The 15,862-nt window shown below is 45.7% G+C and carries 19 protein-coding genes; 15 read left to right on the forward strand and 4 right to left on the reverse strand.

Features of this window, described 5'->3' with window-relative positions; translation table 11 throughout:
• Positions 1–231 precede the first annotated feature (231 nt).
• Entirely contained in the window at positions 232–858 is a 627-nt protein-coding gene (locus CLV27_RS06710) for a Uma2 family endonuclease (RefSeq protein WP_132527128.1), read from the reverse strand.
• A gap of 145 nt (positions 859–1,003) precedes the next feature.
• On the opposite strand from CLV27_RS06710, the gene CLV27_RS06715 reads away from it, so the two are divergent.
• The 8 genes from CLV27_RS06715 to CLV27_RS06750 are packed head-to-tail and all read left to right on the forward strand — an operon-like array spanning position 1,004 to position 5,006.
• Positions 1,004–1,594 carry a 50S ribosomal protein L25 gene (locus CLV27_RS06715; protein WP_132527130.1) on the forward strand — a complete coding sequence of 197 codons (591 nt, stop codon included), beginning with the start codon at positions 1,004–1,006 and terminating at the stop codon, positions 1,592–1,594.
• Positions 1,594–2,169 carry an aminoacyl-tRNA hydrolase gene (pth, locus tag CLV27_RS06720; protein WP_132527132.1) on the forward strand — a complete coding sequence of 192 codons (576 nt, stop codon included), beginning with the start codon at positions 1,594–1,596 and terminating at the stop codon, positions 2,167–2,169. Before CLV27_RS06715 ends, pth begins: the two co-directional genes overlap by 1 nt.
• Position 2,170: 1 nt before the next feature.
• Complete coding sequence (gene rpsF, locus CLV27_RS06725; RefSeq protein ID WP_132527134.1) at positions 2,171–2,551, forward strand: 30S ribosomal protein S6; 381 nt, start codon at positions 2,171–2,173, stop codon at positions 2,549–2,551.
• On the forward strand, positions 2,551–2,928 hold the full coding sequence (locus CLV27_RS06730; RefSeq protein ID WP_132527136.1) for a single-stranded DNA-binding protein: 378 nt from the start codon (positions 2,551–2,553) through the stop codon (positions 2,926–2,928). Before rpsF ends, CLV27_RS06730 begins: the two co-directional genes overlap by 1 nt.
• Positions 2,929–2,939: 11 nt before the next feature.
• Complete coding sequence (gene rpsR, locus CLV27_RS06735) at positions 2,940–3,182, forward strand: 30S ribosomal protein S18 (protein ID WP_132527138.1); 243 nt, start codon at positions 2,940–2,942, stop codon at positions 3,180–3,182.
• Positions 3,183–3,193: 11 nt separating this feature from the next.
• Complete coding sequence (locus tag CLV27_RS06740; protein WP_165863704.1) at positions 3,194–4,003, forward strand: YybS family protein; 810 nt, start codon at positions 3,194–3,196, stop codon at positions 4,001–4,003.
• Entirely contained in the window at positions 3,984–4,436 is a 453-nt protein-coding gene (gene rplI / locus CLV27_RS06745) for a 50S ribosomal protein L9 (protein ID WP_132527142.1), read from the forward strand. The genes CLV27_RS06740 and rplI overlap by 20 nt, the downstream gene beginning before the upstream one ends.
• A 42-nt stretch (positions 4,437–4,478) precedes the next feature.
• Positions 4,479–5,006 carry an S-adenosylmethionine decarboxylase family protein gene (locus CLV27_RS06750; RefSeq protein ID WP_132527144.1) on the forward strand — a complete coding sequence of 176 codons (528 nt, stop codon included), beginning with the start codon at positions 4,479–4,481 and terminating at the stop codon, positions 5,004–5,006.
• Here CLV27_RS06750 and rsmI read toward each other — a convergent pair.
• Both rsmI and CLV27_RS06760 read right to left on the reverse strand, forming a co-directional pair.
• On the reverse strand, positions 4,992–5,843 hold the full coding sequence (gene rsmI / locus CLV27_RS06755) for a 16S rRNA (cytidine(1402)-2'-O)-methyltransferase (RefSeq protein WP_132527146.1): 852 nt from the start codon (positions 5,841–5,843) through the stop codon (positions 4,992–4,994). The two genes, CLV27_RS06750 and rsmI, sit on opposite strands and share 15 nt — an antisense overlap.
• A complete protein-coding gene (locus tag CLV27_RS06760; RefSeq protein ID WP_132527148.1) occupies positions 5,822–6,202 on the reverse strand; it encodes a Rid family detoxifying hydrolase in 381 nt (126 codons plus the stop codon). The genes rsmI and CLV27_RS06760 overlap by 22 nt, the downstream gene beginning before the upstream one ends.
• Before the next feature lie 136 nt (positions 6,203–6,338).
• On the opposite strand from CLV27_RS06760, the gene CLV27_RS06765 reads away from it, so the two are divergent.
• The 7 genes from CLV27_RS06765 to pstS all read left to right on the forward strand — a co-directional run bounded on the left by CLV27_RS06765 (position 6,339) and on the right by pstS (position 14,166).
• Positions 6,339–6,653: an ArsR/SmtB family transcription factor gene (locus CLV27_RS06765; RefSeq protein WP_132527150.1), complete on the forward strand. Its 315-nt coding sequence runs from the start codon at positions 6,339–6,341 to the stop codon at positions 6,651–6,653.
• A 3-nt stretch (positions 6,654–6,656) separates the two neighbouring features.
• Positions 6,657–7,493, forward strand: coding sequence for an acetyl-CoA carboxylase, carboxyltransferase subunit beta (gene accD, locus CLV27_RS06770; protein WP_132527152.1), 837 nt, complete (start codon positions 6,657–6,659; stop codon positions 7,491–7,493).
• A 155-nt stretch (positions 7,494–7,648) separates the two neighbouring features.
• A complete protein-coding gene (locus tag CLV27_RS06775; protein ID WP_132527154.1) occupies positions 7,649–7,891 on the forward strand; it encodes a hypothetical protein in 243 nt (80 codons plus the stop codon).
• The gene (gene mfd, locus CLV27_RS06780) at positions 7,891–11,070 is read left to right on the forward strand and encodes a transcription-repair coupling factor (RefSeq protein WP_132527156.1); all 3,180 of its coding nucleotides are present in this window, start codon (positions 7,891–7,893) and stop codon (positions 11,068–11,070) included. Before CLV27_RS06775 ends, mfd begins: the two co-directional genes overlap by 1 nt.
• A gap of 14 nt (positions 11,071–11,084) precedes the next feature.
• On the forward strand, positions 11,085–11,792 hold the full coding sequence (locus CLV27_RS06785; protein WP_132527157.1) for an ankyrin repeat domain-containing protein: 708 nt from the start codon (positions 11,085–11,087) through the stop codon (positions 11,790–11,792).
• 98 nt (positions 11,793–11,890) lie between these two features.
• Positions 11,891–13,045, forward strand: coding sequence for a porin family protein (locus CLV27_RS06790; RefSeq protein WP_132527160.1), 1,155 nt, complete (start codon positions 11,891–11,893; stop codon positions 13,043–13,045).
• 53 nt (positions 13,046–13,098) lie between these two features.
• Positions 13,099–14,166, forward strand: a complete 1,068-nt coding sequence (pstS, locus tag CLV27_RS06795) for a phosphate ABC transporter substrate-binding protein PstS (protein ID WP_132527162.1) — start codon at positions 13,099–13,101, stop codon at positions 14,164–14,166.
• Between the two features lie 53 nt (positions 14,167–14,219).
• Here the strand turns inward: pstS and purH are convergent, their stop codons facing one another.
• Positions 14,220–15,815 (reverse strand): bifunctional phosphoribosylaminoimidazolecarboxamide formyltransferase/IMP cyclohydrolase, encoded by a 1,596-nt coding sequence (gene purH / locus CLV27_RS06800; protein WP_132527164.1) that lies wholly within the window; start codon positions 15,813–15,815, stop codon positions 14,220–14,222.
• Positions 15,816–15,862: the final 47 nt, after the last annotated feature.

Here is a 15,862-nt window from a genome sequence, read left to right on the forward strand (position 1 = left end):
TTATTTAGCTCACACTCTAAGTTTCTGATTTTTCCTTCTCTTTTGAAGGTTTTGATCTTGCCGTTTACGATGATGGCAATTCCGGCAGAGTCGTAACCTCTGTATTCAAGCTTTTTTAGACCATCCAGAATGATGTTCTTTGCGTTGTCTTTACCGATGTAGCCTACAATGCCACACACACATGTCCTCCGACGAGAAGATACAAGGACTAAAGACTATTGTATTATACATTTAACTGTTGTTGACTTTTCTACCTGTGCTTTTCTTAAGCTCTTTTCCAAGGCTAAAGTTTATGCCGTCAATGATTTCTACATCTTCATTCCAGTCTGTAATGAACCATCTTTTTCCTTTTTCCGCTACCATAACCTTTTTGTCAAAGGTTGTGTACCAGATTACTTTCTCAACGCCGGCGTCAAGGAGGTCCTGAATCTTTTCTCTTGCATAGTTCATGAAGTCCCCGTATTTTCTTAGGTCTGCTTTGGTGTCAACTTCTATTACAACCTTTGGGGGAGTTTGAGCGTCCTTTTCATTTATTCCTTCTTTTAGGATTTTCTCTCTTTCAAAGATGGCTATATCAAGATTTCTCCATGTTCTTGGTGCCCACTGAAAACCGACTTCATTGGTAGCAATTGCATACCTTCTGTTGTCCAAAGTTTGGTAAAGGAAACTAAGCATTATGCTTATGACCCACCACTGAAGCTTACTACTTCCCATTACTTCCTCCAGCGTCTTCTCACCTGCTAAAACCTTGTCATAGTCCCTGTAGTAGATGGGTTTCCCGTATCTCATCTCGTAGATGAGTTCTCTTGGGACTCCTCTTCTCGTTTTCTTTTCTCCTTTAACTTGGGTTGTACTCATTTCTTGTCTCCTTAGGACAGGTTTGGGGCTTCTGTTTCTTTCCGACTCCGTTTAGAAAATATGGAGACTTTTAGCTCTTGACAAATGCCCTCCTTGAATGTAAATATTGCGTGCTTTCCCGCGAAAAAAGAATCAGGAGGTAGGAATGAAGATTGTGGAGCTCAAGGCTACCCGAAGGGAGAAGACAGGTAAAGGGGTAGCGAGGAAGTTGCGCAGGGAAGGCCTTCTGCCTGCCGTTGTATACGGCGGTGGAAGACCGGCAACGCACATCGCTATCTCTGCAAAGGACGTAAAACGTATCAAGCACCACCACGGTCTCATCAAGCTGGACGTTGAGGGAGAAGAGAAGATCTGTATCCTCAAGGACATCCAGTACAACTGGCTGGGTGATGTGCCCATCCACGTGGACTTTCAAGAGGTAACCTTCGGAGAGACAATTGAGGTTACCGTAGAACTTGAATTTGTTGGAACGCCAGTTGGAGTGTCTGAAGAAGGTGGAGTGCTTGAGATCTTCAAGCGTGAAGTTACGATTGAGACACTTCCACGTCAGATTCCTGAGAAGATTGTTGTTGACATTTCAGGCCTTCGTGCAGGGGATGCTCTCCACGTTGGAGACCTTCCAATACCTGAAGGAGCTAAACTTGTTGATCACCCAGAAGAGACCGTTGTAGTTGTAGCTGAGCCTGAGGAAGAGGCAGGAGCTGAAGGCGAATCTGAAGAAGCGACTGGAGAGTAATGGTTAGGCTAATAGTAGGGCTTGGTAATCCCGGGAAGGAGTACGAGAGAACTCGCCATAACGTAGGGTGGATGGTACTTGATAAGCTCTGTGAGGAGCTTGGTTGCTCCTTTTCCCGGGAAAAGTTTGATGGTCTCTTTGCCGAGTATAGAACTGACGACGGTGGCAAAGTGTTGCTCCTTAAACCCCTTACATTTATGAACAGGAGCGGTGAGAGCGTTGGTAAGTTCGTGAGGTTCTACAAGTTACAGCCTAAAGAGGTGCTTGTAGTTTACGACGACCTTGACCTTCCTCTTGGAAAACTCAGGCTGAGGCTAAAGGGGAGTAGCGGTGGACATAAAGGGGTTCTCTCAGTTGAACATGCTCTTGGAACGAAGGACTTCCCGCGCCTTAGAGTTGGTATCGGAAGGCCTGAAAGGAAGGAAGAGGTTGTTGACTACGTGCTTTCTCCTTTTAAGAAGGAAGAGATTGATATCATTGAGAAAGCCATATGTAAGGCTGCAGACTGTCTAAAGGCAGTACTTGAGTCAGGGGAGATAGACAACAAAATCATGAACAGGTGTAACGGAGGTTGAGATGAGGGAGTACTACTACGAGATGGTTTATATACTGAGGCCTACGATGTCTGATGAGGAGATTGAGAAGGGAATAGAGAAAGTAAACTCCTACGTTGAGAGGTACGGAGGAGAGGTACTCAAGGTTGACAGGTGGGGTAGAAGGCAGCTTGCTTACCCCATCAACGACTACGATAAGGGTTACTACGTCCTTGAGTACATCAGGACAACGAAGAACGACTTTGTGAAGAACATGGAAAACTTCTTTAGAATTAATGAAGACGTTTTGAGGTTTCTCACTTTTAGACTTAAGCCCTCTGAGGTGAAGGAGTTGAAAGAAAAGCTTGCTGCTAAAGAGGAGCAAACTGCTCCTGCTGCTGAAGAGTCTAAGGGAGAAGAGTAATGGCAAGTCTTAACAGAGTGTTTCTGATAGGGAGACTCGTGGCGGATCCTCAGCTTCAGCATACCCAGAGCGGGACGCCATTTACAAGGTTCAGGATTGCCGTTAACACGCCTTACAGGGACAGGAGCGGTAACTGGCAGGAGGATACGCTTTTTATAGACGTTGTCCTCTGGGGAGAAGCTGCTGATAGAGCTGTGAGCCGCTTTAACAAAGGAACGAGGGTTTTGGTAGAGGGAAGGTTAAGACAGTCCACGTGGGAAACTGAGGAAGGTGAAAGACGTTCCAGAATTGAAGTAAGGGCCGACAGGGTTGTGGCCCTTGACCCGAGAAGGGAATCTGAAGAGAACATTGAGGACATTGACGACATTGAATTCTAAGGGAGGTGGCAATGAGCAACGTACTTCCACAGAGAAGGTTTATAAGAAGGAGAAAGTACTGCAAGTTCTGTGCTGAGAAGATAGAGAAAATTGACTATAAGAACGTAGAGCTCCTAAAGCCTTTTATCTCTGAGAGGGGAAGGATTATCCCCAGAAGGATTTCTGGTGTCTGCTCCAAGCACCAGAGACAGCTTGCAAGGGCCGTTAAAAGGGCAAGGCACCTTGCTCTCCTGCCCTTCGTGAAAATTGACTAATGGCAAAGGGAATGAAACAGCTGAAGTTACCGGCGATCTACGTTGCCCTTACGGCTGGTTCAGGAATCCTGCTGGGTACGGAGGTCTTAGTGCCTCTGGCCCTTGGGTTTTCTATTTTTATTCCTGCTCTCTGCTACGTAGTGGCAAGGGAGTACGGAATCGCTGCGGCTGCAATTTTGTCTATCGCTGCTTTGGGAGTTGCTGTACCAGTTTCTGGGTGGAAGGTGTGTTTTGACCTTTCTTCTTTTCCCCTTATAGGGATACTGGCAAGGTTCCTTAAAGGGAAACTTTCTCTTGAAAATTTCTTGCTTATTTTGGGAGCTCTACTTTTCTCCGTTACTCTGCTTGAGGAGCAGATACTAGGGTTACCCGAGGAAGTGAGGCAGCTTGCTGGGTTTATGAACTTAAGGTGGGGAATATACTTCTTTTCCTCGTTTATACTAGCTGCAATCTCAACTGGCGTTATTTCACTCCTTTCGCGGGAGGATTTTGGATTTAAGAGGCTAAAATTTGGATTCTGGGTAGTGCCGATTTTCTTGGTCTCAGGATTCTTAGCCGTTTTGGACCTCTTCCCTGAAGTTAAGCAGCCTGCTGCTAACGTTCTGATAGCGACGTTTTCTATTTTTACCGTTCAGGGGTTTGCTGTTCTTTCCTCTTTTGTTGAACGTTTATCGCTCCTTTCAAAGGTCCTGCTCTTGGCTGCTATATTCCTGTTTCCGATTGGAGCTCTGATTGTCGCCATGTTGGCCGGAATTTTTGACTTCTGGTTTGACTTTAGAAAACTTAAGGGAGGTGAGAGAGATGGAGGTAATTCTCATTAAGGATATGGAAAACCTTGGAAAAGTGGGAGACATCGTAAGGGTTAAGGACGGATATGCAAGGAACTACCTCATTCCTGCAGGTATAGCCCTTCCAGCTACTGAGTCTAACATCAGGAGGGTAAAGAACGAGCTTAAAGCTCTCCAGAAGAAGATGCAGAGGCAGATTGAAAGGTACAAAGAGCTTGCAGAGAAGCTCAACACTACAAGGATTGTTATTGAGCACGAAGCGGGTGAAGAAGGTAAGCTCTTTGGTTCTGTTACCACCTCCCAGATTGAGAGGGCTCTCCACAAGGCCGGCTTTGAGGACGTAGAGAAGAAGCAGATTATTCTTGAGAAACCTATCAGGGAAGTTGGAAGTTATGAAGTTAGGATTCACCTCTTTAAGGACATAGAGGCAACAATTACTGTTGACGTTGTTCCACTTAAGAAATAGTTTTCTGCCCCGGCCGGGCTAACCTTAATTGTGGAGGGCGCAATGGAATTCGTTGGAAGGCATATAATGATGGATGCAATCGTTACAGATATTGGAAGGATTAACGCCATACAGCCTATCTATGACTACATGGAAGAGCTGGCAAGGCAGCTTGACATGACCCTTGTTTATCCTCCCATTGTGGCAAGATTTCCTTTTGCCCAGTCTGAGCTTGAACAGTTCGTAAAGAGGCTTTCTGAGGAGAACGTCAAGAGCAAGACCTTGGAGTTTATGGAGGAGACCCTCAAGAGGAGGGCTACAGAAGATAGCGGCGTTTCTGGCGTTTCCATCTGGCTTGAGAGCCACTGTACTATCCACACGTGGCCAGAAGAAAAGTTCTTCAGCTTGGACGCTTACAGCTGTAAGGATTTTGACCCAATGGTTGCCTTTGAGTTAACGGTTAAGTGGTTTAAGGTTGAATACGCCTCCTTTGTTGACGTTGAGAGGTATATTGGCGGTCCTTGCGTTATAAAGGCTTACGAGTACAAGGACGGAGAGCTTAAGCCTCTGCAGCCGTCAATCCCTAAATAGTTTGAGCGCTATTCTGTAGACCTCGTTTCTGGGGAAACCTGTCTTCTGGCAGGTTTCCTTCACTGCTTCCTTTAGTGTATATCCTTTCTCCTTAAGTTCCTTTAAGAAAGATTCAGGGTCTTTTTCTTCTTCACTTCTTTCCTCCTTTCTTGGTGGAAACAGTAAAACGAACTCTCCCTTGATTGTGTCTTTCCTTTCAAGTTCCTTTAAAAGGTCTTGGGCCTTCCCGTAGAGAAACTCCTCGTTCACTTTTGTTATTTCTCTGTAAATGCCTATTTCTCTTTCTGGTTCTACTGCAGCAATTATTTCAAGGGTTTTCTTTAGCCTGTGAGGAGACTCGTAGCAGACGACTGTAAAGGGTAAGGAGAGGAGCTCCTTTAAAGTTTCTTTGAGCTGTTTCTCTTTGCGGGGTAGGAAACCTGTAAACAGGAAACGGTCTGTAGGGAGTCCAGAGGCTGAAAGGGCGGTAGCGAAGGCCGTTGCTCCGGGGATAGGAATAACGTTTATAGACTCTTTTCTTGCCAAATTAACGAGCCTGTAGCCGGGGTCGCTGATGCAGGGCGTTCCAGCATCAGACACTAAGGCAACGTTTTTGCCCCGCAGGAGCTCCTTTACTATCCTTTTGGCCTGTTCCCTCTCGTTATGCTCGTGGTAGGAAATCAGCTTTTTACCGGTTATCTCATAGTAGTTGAGGAGTTTGAGGGTTCTCCGAGTATCCTCACAGGCTATTATGTCTACTTCTTTTAGGACCTTTAAAGCTCTTAAGGTAATGTCCTCAAGGTTCCCTATAGGGGTTGCGACGACGTAGAGAGTTCCTACCTTATCTGGGCTATGCATTCTACCTCCACCTCTGCACCTAAAGGTAGAGCGGATACTTCAACGACAGACCTTGCAGGCCTTACGGGACAGGAGGAGAGGAACTCCTCGTAGATAGAGTTGAAGGTTTTAAACTTGCTTATGTCCGTTAGGAAAACGGTAACTTTTAAGATGCTACACTTACTCGCTCCAGCAGCGTTAAGGATGGCTTCAAGGTTTTTGAGAGCCTGCCTTACCTGATTTTCAAAACCCTCGGTGAGCTTTCCCGTTTGAGGGTCTATACCGAGCTGTCCCGAAACAAAAACCAGATTGCCGCTCAAGATACCCTGAGAGTAGGCTCCGACCGGAACAGGAGCCCTGTTGGTTTTTATAATTTTCATATTTACCTCCCTTAAAACCTTGAAAGCATAATCTTACAATCGTATATTATGAGTCAACATAGTAGAGTCAAGAATTCTACTTGTCTTATATTTTAATTGTTGTAAAATAGAAATTAAACATCTATAAGGAGGTAACATGGCAAAAAAGAACGAGGAAATCATACTTGATGATGAAAGGATTGAGGAAGGTGCTGAGTGCCTAAAGGCCCTTGCATCCCCAGTGAGGCTAAAGATACTGTTTACCCTCAAAGATAAGCCAATGTGCGTAACTGACCTTGAGCAGGAGCTCGGTATCTCCCAGTCATCCCTTTCCCAGCACCTGAGAACCTTGAGGTACAAGGGAATAGTTGCCAAAACGAGGAAGGGGAATAAAGTTTATTACACGATATCCTCAGAGGCCTTTAGGGAGCTCCTTAACATCCTGCCCCAGATTGCCTGCTTTAGAGGTTAGTTGATGTTCGGTAAGCTGTTCAGGAAGAGGTTTGAAAAGGAGAAGCCTCAATCCCCTGTTCCAAGTGGCCTATGGGTTAAGTGTGAAAGCTGTAAGGCTCTCCTTTTTAGGGGAGAGCTTGAGAGTAACTTGATGGTCTGCCCAAAGTGTGGGTATCACTTTCCGGTTCCGGCGAAAGAAAGGCTCTACATGCTCTTTGACAAGGGAGACTACGAGGAACTTGATACGGAGCTCTCTCCTCAGGATATACTCGGTTTCGTTGATAGAAAGCCGTACACTCAGCGCTTGAAGGAGGCACAGGAAAAGACGGGCCTCAAGGATGCCGTCGTAAACGCGAAAGGTGAGATAGACGGCCGAGAGGTTCTTGTGAGCTGTTTTGATTTCCGCTTTATGGGCGGAAGCATGGGCTCGGTGGTCGGCGAGAAGGTAACAAGAAACATAGAAAGGGCTGCCAAAGAGCACCTCCCCTTCATCTGCATTACGGCCTCTGGTGGGGCAAGGATGCAGGAAGGGGTGGTTTCCCTTATGCAGATGGCCAAAACTTCGGCAGCCCTTGCACGCCTTGAGGAAAGGGGGGTGCCGTACATCTCCGTCCTGACTCACCCGACAATGGGCGGAGTGTCGGCTAGCTTTGCTTTCCTTGGGGACGTGATAGTGGCAGAGCGTGGAGCTCTGATTGGTTTCGCCGGCCCCCGAGTCATTGAACAAACAATACGTCAAAAACTTCCTAAAGGCTTTCAGAGGGCTGAGTTTCTCTTAGAGCACGGCCTCATAGATATGGTTGTTGAAAGACACCAGCTTAGAGAGACTCTTGCGAAGCTGGTTGAGTTGCTTTCTTAGCTATTTTCCCTTTTTTTTGTTAGGTTTTAAGAGGTATAAAGATGGGAGTTATTGTTGTTAATTTGCTTATTGCTATAATGCTTTTGATTGCAGCATTAAGTATCTCATGGATTGCTTTTAGGGAAAGGAAACAGTACTCTGGATGAGGAGGGGTTATGGCAAGGGGAGATAAGGCCCAAAGGCTTGCAAGGACGATAGTTGCGGACTTTTTCCTCTACAATCAGGATAAGATTGACAGAGGGCTCCTAAACGACGACTTCTTTGAACTTCTAAAGGGAGAGATTGAGGATTCGGTTGCTTTCTTTAAAGAGCATGCTAAGGGAGAAAATACGGCTATATTTTGGGATACACTTTTTAACAGGCTAATGCAGAGAGAAGCAAAGCTTATAGAAGGATAATGAACGAGCGATCATTTAGACTCCTCTCCGGGAAAATAAAGTCTCGGGAAGAAGCTGCCGTCTATGGCCTTCCCGGTGCCTCAAAGGCTCTGCTGCTTAAAAAAGTAGTTCCACTTATTGGAACTTTCTTCTTAGTTGTACCGGCAGAGAATTTAGCGGAGGCAATAACTGAGGATCTTAAAAGGTCGGGTCTAAAGGCTTTACACGTTCCCGGCTGGGATGTCCCTCCCCTTGACGTCTCTTCCCCCCTTTCACTTAGCCAGTACAGGCGTCTCAGAGCTCTCTACCGTCTTTTGACAGAAAATTTCAACGTTATCGTAGTTACGCCGGCCTCTCTCTTCCAGAAAGTCCCATCTCCAGATGTCCTAATTGAAAGGGTTATAGAGTTAAGGAAAGGTGAAGACGTAGATTACTCTTTACTTCCCTCCCGTCTTACCTCTTCTGGCTACATGAGAGTGGACAGCGAGCCGGAGGAAGGGGAGTTCTCTATAAGAGGAGATACCTTAGAGCTCGTTACCGTAGAGGGGGAGAGGGTTATTGTAGAGCTCTTTGGAGATACAGTTGAGAGGATACTCTTAAATGGGGAAGATGTTGACAGTTTTGCGATTATTCCCACCTTAGAGCTCCCTCAGGATAGGGAGAGGTTAAGTAAGATAGAAGAGCTTTATCCAGAAATTGTTGAAAAGCACCTTCTCCTTGGGGAGATAAGTGGGGCAGAAAAGTTACTTCCGGAGGTTGTTGAGCTTGTCCCATTAACGGAGTACACGGGGGAGCTCCCCTTTGTTACCGTTGAGCCAGACCAAGTAAGAACCGCTGGAGAGGCCTTTCTCTCTCAGGTAAAGGAAAACTACGAGATTTTAAAGAGGGAAGGAATTCCTTCCTCAAGGCCTGAGGATTTTGTCTGTGAGATAGAAATAAAATTCCTCTTTTCAATCTACGATAAGCCGATTAAGGATGGAATTGACTTTGGAGTTACACCTCTTCCCGATGTAAACGAGGAGAACGTAAAAGAGCTCTTTAAGTCCCTCCTTGGCTTTTCGGTGCGCTTTATCTATACAACCGAAACCTTAAGGAAAGAGGCTGAAAAGGTCGCCGAAAAGCTCGGACTCAAGGTCTCTTTTGAGAAAGGAATCTCCTCAGGGAGCTTTAAAGATACTGACGAAAAGTTGGCTTTCCTCTCAGAATCTGAGTTTACTCTTGAGGTAAGGCAGAAGGACGACATAACCACCTTAGAGCCCGGCACTCTCGTTGTCCATCGGGACTACGGGATAGGTATCTTCAGAGGGATTACGAGTAGGAATCTTGGCGGGAAAACTTACGACTTTATTGAGATTGAATACGCCGGAGGAGAGAGGCTCTACGCTCCCTTTACCCAGATTGACAGAATCTACAGGTATACAGGCTACAAGGGTAAATCTCCAAAGCTTGACAGGCTTGGTGGTACATCTTGGAAGAACCTTGAGAGGAAGATAAAGGCCTCCTTAGTCAAGTTTGCGAAAGAACTTGCGGAGCTCTACAAAGAAAGGAAGACGGCGAAAGGGGAGAAGTTAATAGGGGATGAGAACCTCATCAGAGAGTTTGAGAGGCGTTTCCCCTACAAGTTAACTCCCGACCAAGCTAAGGCCATAAGGGAAGTCTACAGGGATATGGAATCTGAAAAGCCTATGGACAGGCTCATATGTGGCGACGTTGGCTTTGGAAAGACAGAGGTTGCAATGAGGGCCGCCATGAAGGCGGTTTCTGCCGGCAAACAAGTAGCAGTTATTGCTCCAACTACAATATTGGTTGACCAGCATTACAGAACCTTCAAAAAGCGGTTCAAGGGATTTCCCGTTAACATAGAGATGATTTCCCGTTTTAAGACGAAGAAGGAGCAAAAGGAAATTCTTGAGAGGCTTAAGAAGGGAGAAATTGACATAATAATCGGTACCCACAGGCTCACTCAGGACGACGTAGAGTTTAAGGATTTAGGGCTTTTAATAATTGACGAGGAGCACAGGTTCGGCGTCAGGACGAAGGAAAAACTCACAAAGATGAAGAGTAACATTGACGTCCTCTACCTCTCAGCAACTCCCATTCCGAGAACCCTTTACTCTGCCCTTTCTGGGTTTAGGGACATCTCCCTTATAGAAACCCCTCCTGCTGGAAGGAGAGGGACAAAAGTCGTCGTTACAAAGTATTCAGACAAAATCTTAAGAACTGCCATAGAAAGGGAGCTTGAAAGGGGAGGACAGGTCTTTATTGTCCAGAACGACATAGATGAGCTTGAACCTTTAAAGGAAAAAGTAAAGGGAATGTTTCCCGAAGTTTCTGTTGAAATCGTTCACGGCCAGATGAAGGCTGATAAGATAGAGAGAATTATGCACAGCTTCTTTGAGGGGAAAGTTCAGGTTCTTGTAGCAACTTCCATTGTTGAGTCTGGACTTGACGTTCCGTCGGCTAACACGCTTGTCGTCATTGGGGCAGAAAGGTTTGGACTTTCTCAGCTCTATCAACTTAAAGGGAGAGTCGGAAGAGGTATAGAGAAGGGATACTGTTACCTTCTTACCTCTCCAAACGCAAAGCTTACATCTGAGGCCGTTAAAAGGCTTGAGGCTATGAAGAAGCTTTCTCCCCTTGGAGGAGGCTTCCAGCTTGCGCTGAAAGACCTTGAGATAAGGGGAGCTGGAACGCTCCTCGGGCCAAAGCAGAGCGGTTTTGTAAACACTGTAGGGCTTGACCTATACCTTAAGCTCTTTGAGGAAGTGGCAAAAGAAAAGGAGGAAGAGGACGTCAAGATTAGCATTCCTGTAGAGGCTTTCATTCCTGAGGATTACATAGAGGATACGAAAGAGAGGTTAAGGATTTACGGAGAGCTCTCTAAGGCCGAAGACCCGGAAGAGATAATGAAGGAGCTTAAGAAGGTTCACGGCTACTTACCTGACCCACTTGTAAACATGTTTAAGGTTATGAAGGTTAAAAAGCTAGCTAAGGAAATTGGTATAAAAGAAGTGAGCATGACACCTTCAGGGAAAGCAATAGTTACTTTTGGTGATGAGCCGACCCTTTCTCCGGAAAGGCTTGTTGAGTTTGTGAAGGAGAAGGGAGCTACGTTTACTCCCGACAGGAAACTCTATGTTGATGCAGAGAGCTTGGATGGACTTCTTAAAATCCTTGAGGAGTTAAATCAAACTGTTTAAGAGAGGGAAAAGCGATGAGGAGAGCTCTTTCAGTTTCATTGGCGCTACTTCTATCCTTAGCCGTTCCGTCAGTTTCTTTGGCAGGTCAGGAAGTAAAGGTCCAGAGTGTAAAGGTTGACAAGAAGACCAAGAGGGAGTTCTTTAGGGCTCTAAGGAAGGGAGACTTAGAGAAAGTAAAGGAGCTCATTAATAGTGGTGTTCCTGTTGATATTAGGAACAAATTTGGACAGACACCGCTATTTTACGCTGCCGACTCAGACAACATTGAGCTTGCTAAGTTCCTAATTGAGCGCGGCGCAAATATAGAGGCTAAGGACTACTACGGTTTAACGCCCCTTCATCAGGCTGTGATAAGGGGAAGTTACAGGGTTACAAAGCTCCTGATAGATAAGGGAGCAGATATTGAAGCAACAGATAACTACGGCTATACACCTTTACACTTAGCGGCTATATACAACAGGGTAAAAACAGCAAAGCTCCTTATAAAGAAGGGAGCTAAAGTTAATGCGAAAGACAGCTTTGGGAACACCCCACTCCACTACTGCGCTACCACAAAGGGAACCTACTCTGTAGCAAAGGTACTGCTTGAAAACGGGGCAGATCCGAACATAAAGAACAATAGAGGTAAAACTCCTCTTGAGCTGGCCAATGAAACAAAAAACTTCCGAATTTCAAGGTTAATTATCAAGTATGTACAGAAAAAAGGGGGAAGTAGCTCGTGAGTCTCCTTTCGTGGGTGTGGTGTTTCTTAACAATTTCTTAACAAATTTCCCCTAAACTTAAACCCAGTACGCCACACCCACGCAGGGAGGAAAGAAGTATGAGAAAGAAACTAATGTCTCTCGGGTTTATTTTCCTCGGGGGACTTTTCTGTACTTCAAACGTGGAAGCAAAGGAGGTAACAATACTTATTAACGGCGTTCCTGTGAAGGAGCTCTACGTAGATAGCGAAGGAAGACTTTACATTACGCCCGGAGCTGGCAGGAAACCTGTAAAGATAGAAGTTCCTGCTGTTGAAGGTGAGCCTGTAGTTTCCAAGAGCAAAAAGATAAAAATTGGTGGAAAGGCCTATATCCACTGGGATTACAACATGGCTGGTGAGGAGGAATCAAACGCCTTTAAAATTACAAGGAACTACCTTGAAATTCGTGGTTACTTTAACGACAGAGATTACTTCAGAACAACCTTAGATGTTAAGCAAACAGATAGCGTGGATGGAGGTTCATACGTTGCAAGGTTAAAGTACGCTTACGTTTACTTCCATGACGTTCTTCCCTATACAGGCGTTGAGCTTGGTATGGCTCATAGGCCTTGGATTGACTGGGAAGAGCACCATGGATGGCTCCATAGGGATGTTGAAAAGACGTTTATAGAGAGTAAAGGCGGAGCTCATCTTATGAACTCTGCGGACTTGGGAGTAAACTTTAAGGGCAAGTATGGGATAGCTTCATGGGAAGTAGCTATCTTCAACGGTGAAGGTTATCATGACGTTGAGGATAGTGACCACTTCGGTAAGTCCTTAGAAGGAAGGCTTTCTCTAAACCTCCTTGACGGGTTTACTTTCTCTTTCCATACAACCCACTCCTTTGACCATAAAGGTGAAAACTACGACAGGCACATCTATCAAGTTCACGCCGTTTATAACAATCCTTACTTCTTAGTTGCTGGACAGTATGTTTGGAACAACATTGACAGCTACAGTGGAGAGGATAAAGATCAAAAGGGTTACTCCATTAATGGGGATATCAAACTTAAACCTGTCGTGGGGTATCCGTTAGGCGTCCTTGCAAGGTATGACCATTGGGATCCAAATGATAAAGTCTCGGATGACGAAAGGGAGCAGTTCATTTACGGCGTTTTCTACCATCTCAATAAACACGTGAAGTTTTCGCTTGTCCATGAGAGAATCGTAGACGAGGGAGAGGAAGTTGGAGATAAAAGCACACTTATGGCTGTAGCGAGAATCAAGTGGTAGAGTGTAGAATCTGCAGACGAGGGAACTTAAATAATATCTTAAGAGGAGGTTCTATGAGGTTTGAAGCAAAGAAGTTAGTAGCTCTTACTCTTCCAGCTGTAGTTGTTTTGTTCGGTTGTTTTGGAGGCGAGAAGAAGGAGGAAGCTCAACAGGAAACTAAGAAACAGGTTAGGGTTGCCATCAATGGGGCAGGAGCGACTTTTCCATACCCTGTTTACGTTAACTGGGCTAAGGAGTATAAGAAGGAAACGGGTGTTAGGGTTAACTATCAAGGTATAGGTTCTGGCGGTGGAATCAGGCAAGTTACGGAGAGAACCGTTGATTTTGGCGGTTCTGATAAGATGCTCTCCCCAAAGGAGCTTGAAAAGAGAAAACTTTACCAGTTCCCGGCTGTTATCGGTTCAATAGTTGTTGTCTACAACCTTCCCGGCATTGGAGATGGTGAACTTAAACTTTCAAACAGGGCAGCTTGCGATCTGTTTATGGGTAAGGTTAAGTACTGGGATGATCCGGAGATAAAAAAGGATAACCCGGGTATTAAGCTACCTCACCAGAGGGTAACCGTTGTCCACAGGTCTGAAGGTTCTGGAACGACATGGAACTTTACCTACTGGCTCAGCCAAGTTTGTTCTGAGTGGAAAGAGAAGGTCGGTTACGGAAAAGTTGTTAACTGGCCTACTGGAATTGGTGCTAAAGGGAACGCTGGAGTTACGAACTACGTAAGGCAGACGCCGGGAGCTCTCGGCTATGTTGAGTACGCTTATAAGCTCCAGAACGGTCTTTCTGCTGCCCAGCTCCAGACTGCAGAAGGGAACTTTGTAAAGCCAACGGAAGAGACCTTTAAGGCTGCTGCATCTCACGCCAAGTGGAGTAAAGACAGCCACTTCTACTTAGAGGGCAATCTCTTACTGCAGCCCGGAAAAGAAAGCTGGCCTCTGACAGCTACGACTGTGATACTCCTGCCGAAGGAGAAGAAGGAGAGGAACAAGCTTGTTGTTGACTTCTTTGACTGGGCCTTTAAGAAGGGAGATGCGATTGCAGTGAAGCTTGGTTACGTTCCCCTTCCCGAGAACGTAAAGCAGGAGATAAGGGACTACTGGAAAGAAGTTGTTCTAAAGTAATGAGTTTAAAAGGGGGAGGATTTAACCTCCCCCTTTTCTTTTTTAAAGAAAGGTTAGTGCCTAAAGTGTCTGATGCCGGTAAAGACCATGGCCATTCCGTGCTCGTTGGCGGCTTGGATTACTTCACCGTCCCTTATAGAACCACCCGGCTGGATGATTGCAGTCACACCTACCTTGGCTGCCTCGTCAACGCTATCCCTAAATGGGAAGAAAGCTTCGGAAGCTAAGACAGAACCTTGTAGGTCTAATCCCATCATCTTGGCCTTTTCTGCTGCACAGCGGGCAGAGTCTACCCTTGAAGTCTGCCCAACGCCGATTCCGACTGCAACGCCGTCCTTTGCGTAGACGACAGAGTTGGACTTAACCCACTTAACGACTTTAAAGGCGAAGAGAAGGTCTTTCCACTCCCTTTCTGTTGGCTCTCTATCCGTTACGACTTTTAGCTTTTCCGGGTCAACTGTTATGAGGTCTCTATCCTGAACTAAGAGACCGCCAGTTATTCTTCTATACTCAAATGGAGAATCAACTCCTCTCCTTTCAAGTCCGTCAAGCCCGTTCGTTGTTAAAACTCTGAGGTTTTTCTTTGTTCTCAGTATTTCAAGGGCCTCTTCATCGTAGTCGGGAGCAATGATGCACTCGTAGAACCTTTCGGTTATGAGCCTTGCTACTTCTGGAGTTACTTTTGCGTTGAAGGCAATTATTCCACCAAAAGCAGAAACTGGGTCAACTTTTAGTGCTTTCTCGTAGGCCTCTTCTGGCGTTTTACCGAGTGCCATTCCGCAGGGGTTTGCGTGCTTTATGATCGCGCAGGCGATACCATCAGTTTGTGGGTCAAACTCTGTAACTAAGCCAAAGCTAGCGTCAAGGTCGTAGATGTTGTTAAAGGAGAGTTCCTTTTCACCGTGCAGTTTCTCTGCCCTTGCAACGCAGGGTTCTTTAATAAAGACCTCTTTGTAGAAAGCTCCTCTCTGGTGGGGGTTTTCTCCGTATCTAAGGTCAGAAACCTTCTCAAAGGTTATCGTTAGAGGATTTCTCATCTCCCTGCAGTTAACAGGATTTCCTTCTTCATCTATTGAGTAGAGGAACTCAGCTATTAGGGCGTCGTAGTGGGCTGTCAGGTTAAAGGCCTTCCTTGCAAGGTAGAAGCGGGTTTTAAGGGAAATTTCACCGGTTTCTTTCAGTTCCTTAATTACGCGCTCATAATCACTTGGGTCTGTTACGATTGCAACGTGGGCGTAGTTCTTTGCAGCAGCCCTTACCATTGTAGGGCCGCCGATGTCTATGTTTTCAATGATTTCCTCTAAGGAAGCGCCTTTCTTGACAGTTTCCTTGAACGGGTAAAGGTTAACGACGACCATGTCTATTCTTTCTATTCCGAGCCTCTCCATCGCTTTTAGGTGCTCTTCTTTGTCCCTTCTTGCAAGGATTCCGCCGTGGACTTTTGGATGGAGGGTTTTTACTCTTCCCTCCATTATTTCTGGGAATCCCGTAAGGTCGGAGATTTCTCTAACAGAGATTCCGGCTTCCTTTAAAAGCCTTGCCGTTCCACCGGTTGAGATGATTTCAACGCCAAGGTTGGAGAGCTCCCTCGCAAAATCCACTATTCCTGTCTTATCAGAAACGGAGATTAGAGCTCTAACCGGTCTCATAACACCTCCTAATAATTGGCTTGGCGGGTGGGATTCTACCATTTGTA

This window comes from Phorcysia thermohydrogeniphila (genome assembly GCF_004339575.1).
GTDB lineage: Bacteria > Aquificota > Aquificia > Desulfurobacteriales > Desulfurobacteriaceae > Phorcysia > Phorcysia thermohydrogeniphila.

Coding starts and splice junctions, on each gene's coding strand:
- rsmI (WP_132527146.1), bottom strand. CDS start 5,843: ATGCATAGCCCAGATAAGGTAGGAACTCTCTACGTCGTCGCAACCCCT.
- rpsR (WP_132527138.1), top strand. CDS start 2,940: ATGAGCAACGTACTTCCACAGAGAAGGTTTATAAGAAGGAGAAAGTAC.
- CLV27_RS06785 (WP_132527157.1), top strand. CDS start 11,085: ATGAGGAGAGCTCTTTCAGTTTCATTGGCGCTACTTCTATCCTTAGCC.
- pth (WP_132527132.1), top strand. CDS start 1,594: ATGGTTAGGCTAATAGTAGGGCTTGGTAATCCCGGGAAGGAGTACGAG.
- CLV27_RS06765 (WP_132527150.1), top strand. CDS start 6,339: ATGGCAAAAAAGAACGAGGAAATCATACTTGATGATGAAAGGATTGAG.
- rplI (WP_132527142.1), top strand. CDS start 3,984: ATGGAGGTAATTCTCATTAAGGATATGGAAAACCTTGGAAAAGTGGGA.
- mfd (WP_132527156.1), top strand. CDS start 7,891: ATGAACGAGCGATCATTTAGACTCCTCTCCGGGAAAATAAAGTCTCGG.
- CLV27_RS06750 (WP_132527144.1), top strand. CDS start 4,479: ATGGAATTCGTTGGAAGGCATATAATGATGGATGCAATCGTTACAGAT.
- accD (WP_132527152.1), top strand. CDS start 6,657: ATGTTCGGTAAGCTGTTCAGGAAGAGGTTTGAAAAGGAGAAGCCTCAA.
- CLV27_RS06730 (WP_132527136.1), top strand. CDS start 2,551: ATGGCAAGTCTTAACAGAGTGTTTCTGATAGGGAGACTCGTGGCGGAT.
- rpsF (WP_132527134.1), top strand. CDS start 2,171: ATGAGGGAGTACTACTACGAGATGGTTTATATACTGAGGCCTACGATG.
- CLV27_RS06710 (WP_132527128.1), bottom strand. CDS start 858: ATGAGTACAACCCAAGTTAAAGGAGAAAAGAAAACGAGAAGAGGAGTC.
- CLV27_RS06760 (WP_132527148.1), bottom strand. CDS start 6,202: ATGAAAATTATAAAAACCAACAGGGCTCCTGTTCCGGTCGGAGCCTAC.
- CLV27_RS06715 (WP_132527130.1), top strand. CDS start 1,004: ATGAAGATTGTGGAGCTCAAGGCTACCCGAAGGGAGAAGACAGGTAAA.
- CLV27_RS06740 (WP_165863704.1), top strand. CDS start 3,194: ATGAAACAGCTGAAGTTACCGGCGATCTACGTTGCCCTTACGGCTGGT.
- purH (WP_132527164.1), bottom strand. CDS start 15,815: ATGAGACCGGTTAGAGCTCTAATCTCCGTTTCTGATAAGACAGGAATA.
- pstS (WP_132527162.1), top strand. CDS start 13,099: ATGAGGTTTGAAGCAAAGAAGTTAGTAGCTCTTACTCTTCCAGCTGTA.
- CLV27_RS06775 (WP_132527154.1), top strand. CDS start 7,649: ATGGCAAGGGGAGATAAGGCCCAAAGGCTTGCAAGGACGATAGTTGCG.
- CLV27_RS06790 (WP_132527160.1), top strand. CDS start 11,891: ATGAGAAAGAAACTAATGTCTCTCGGGTTTATTTTCCTCGGGGGACTT.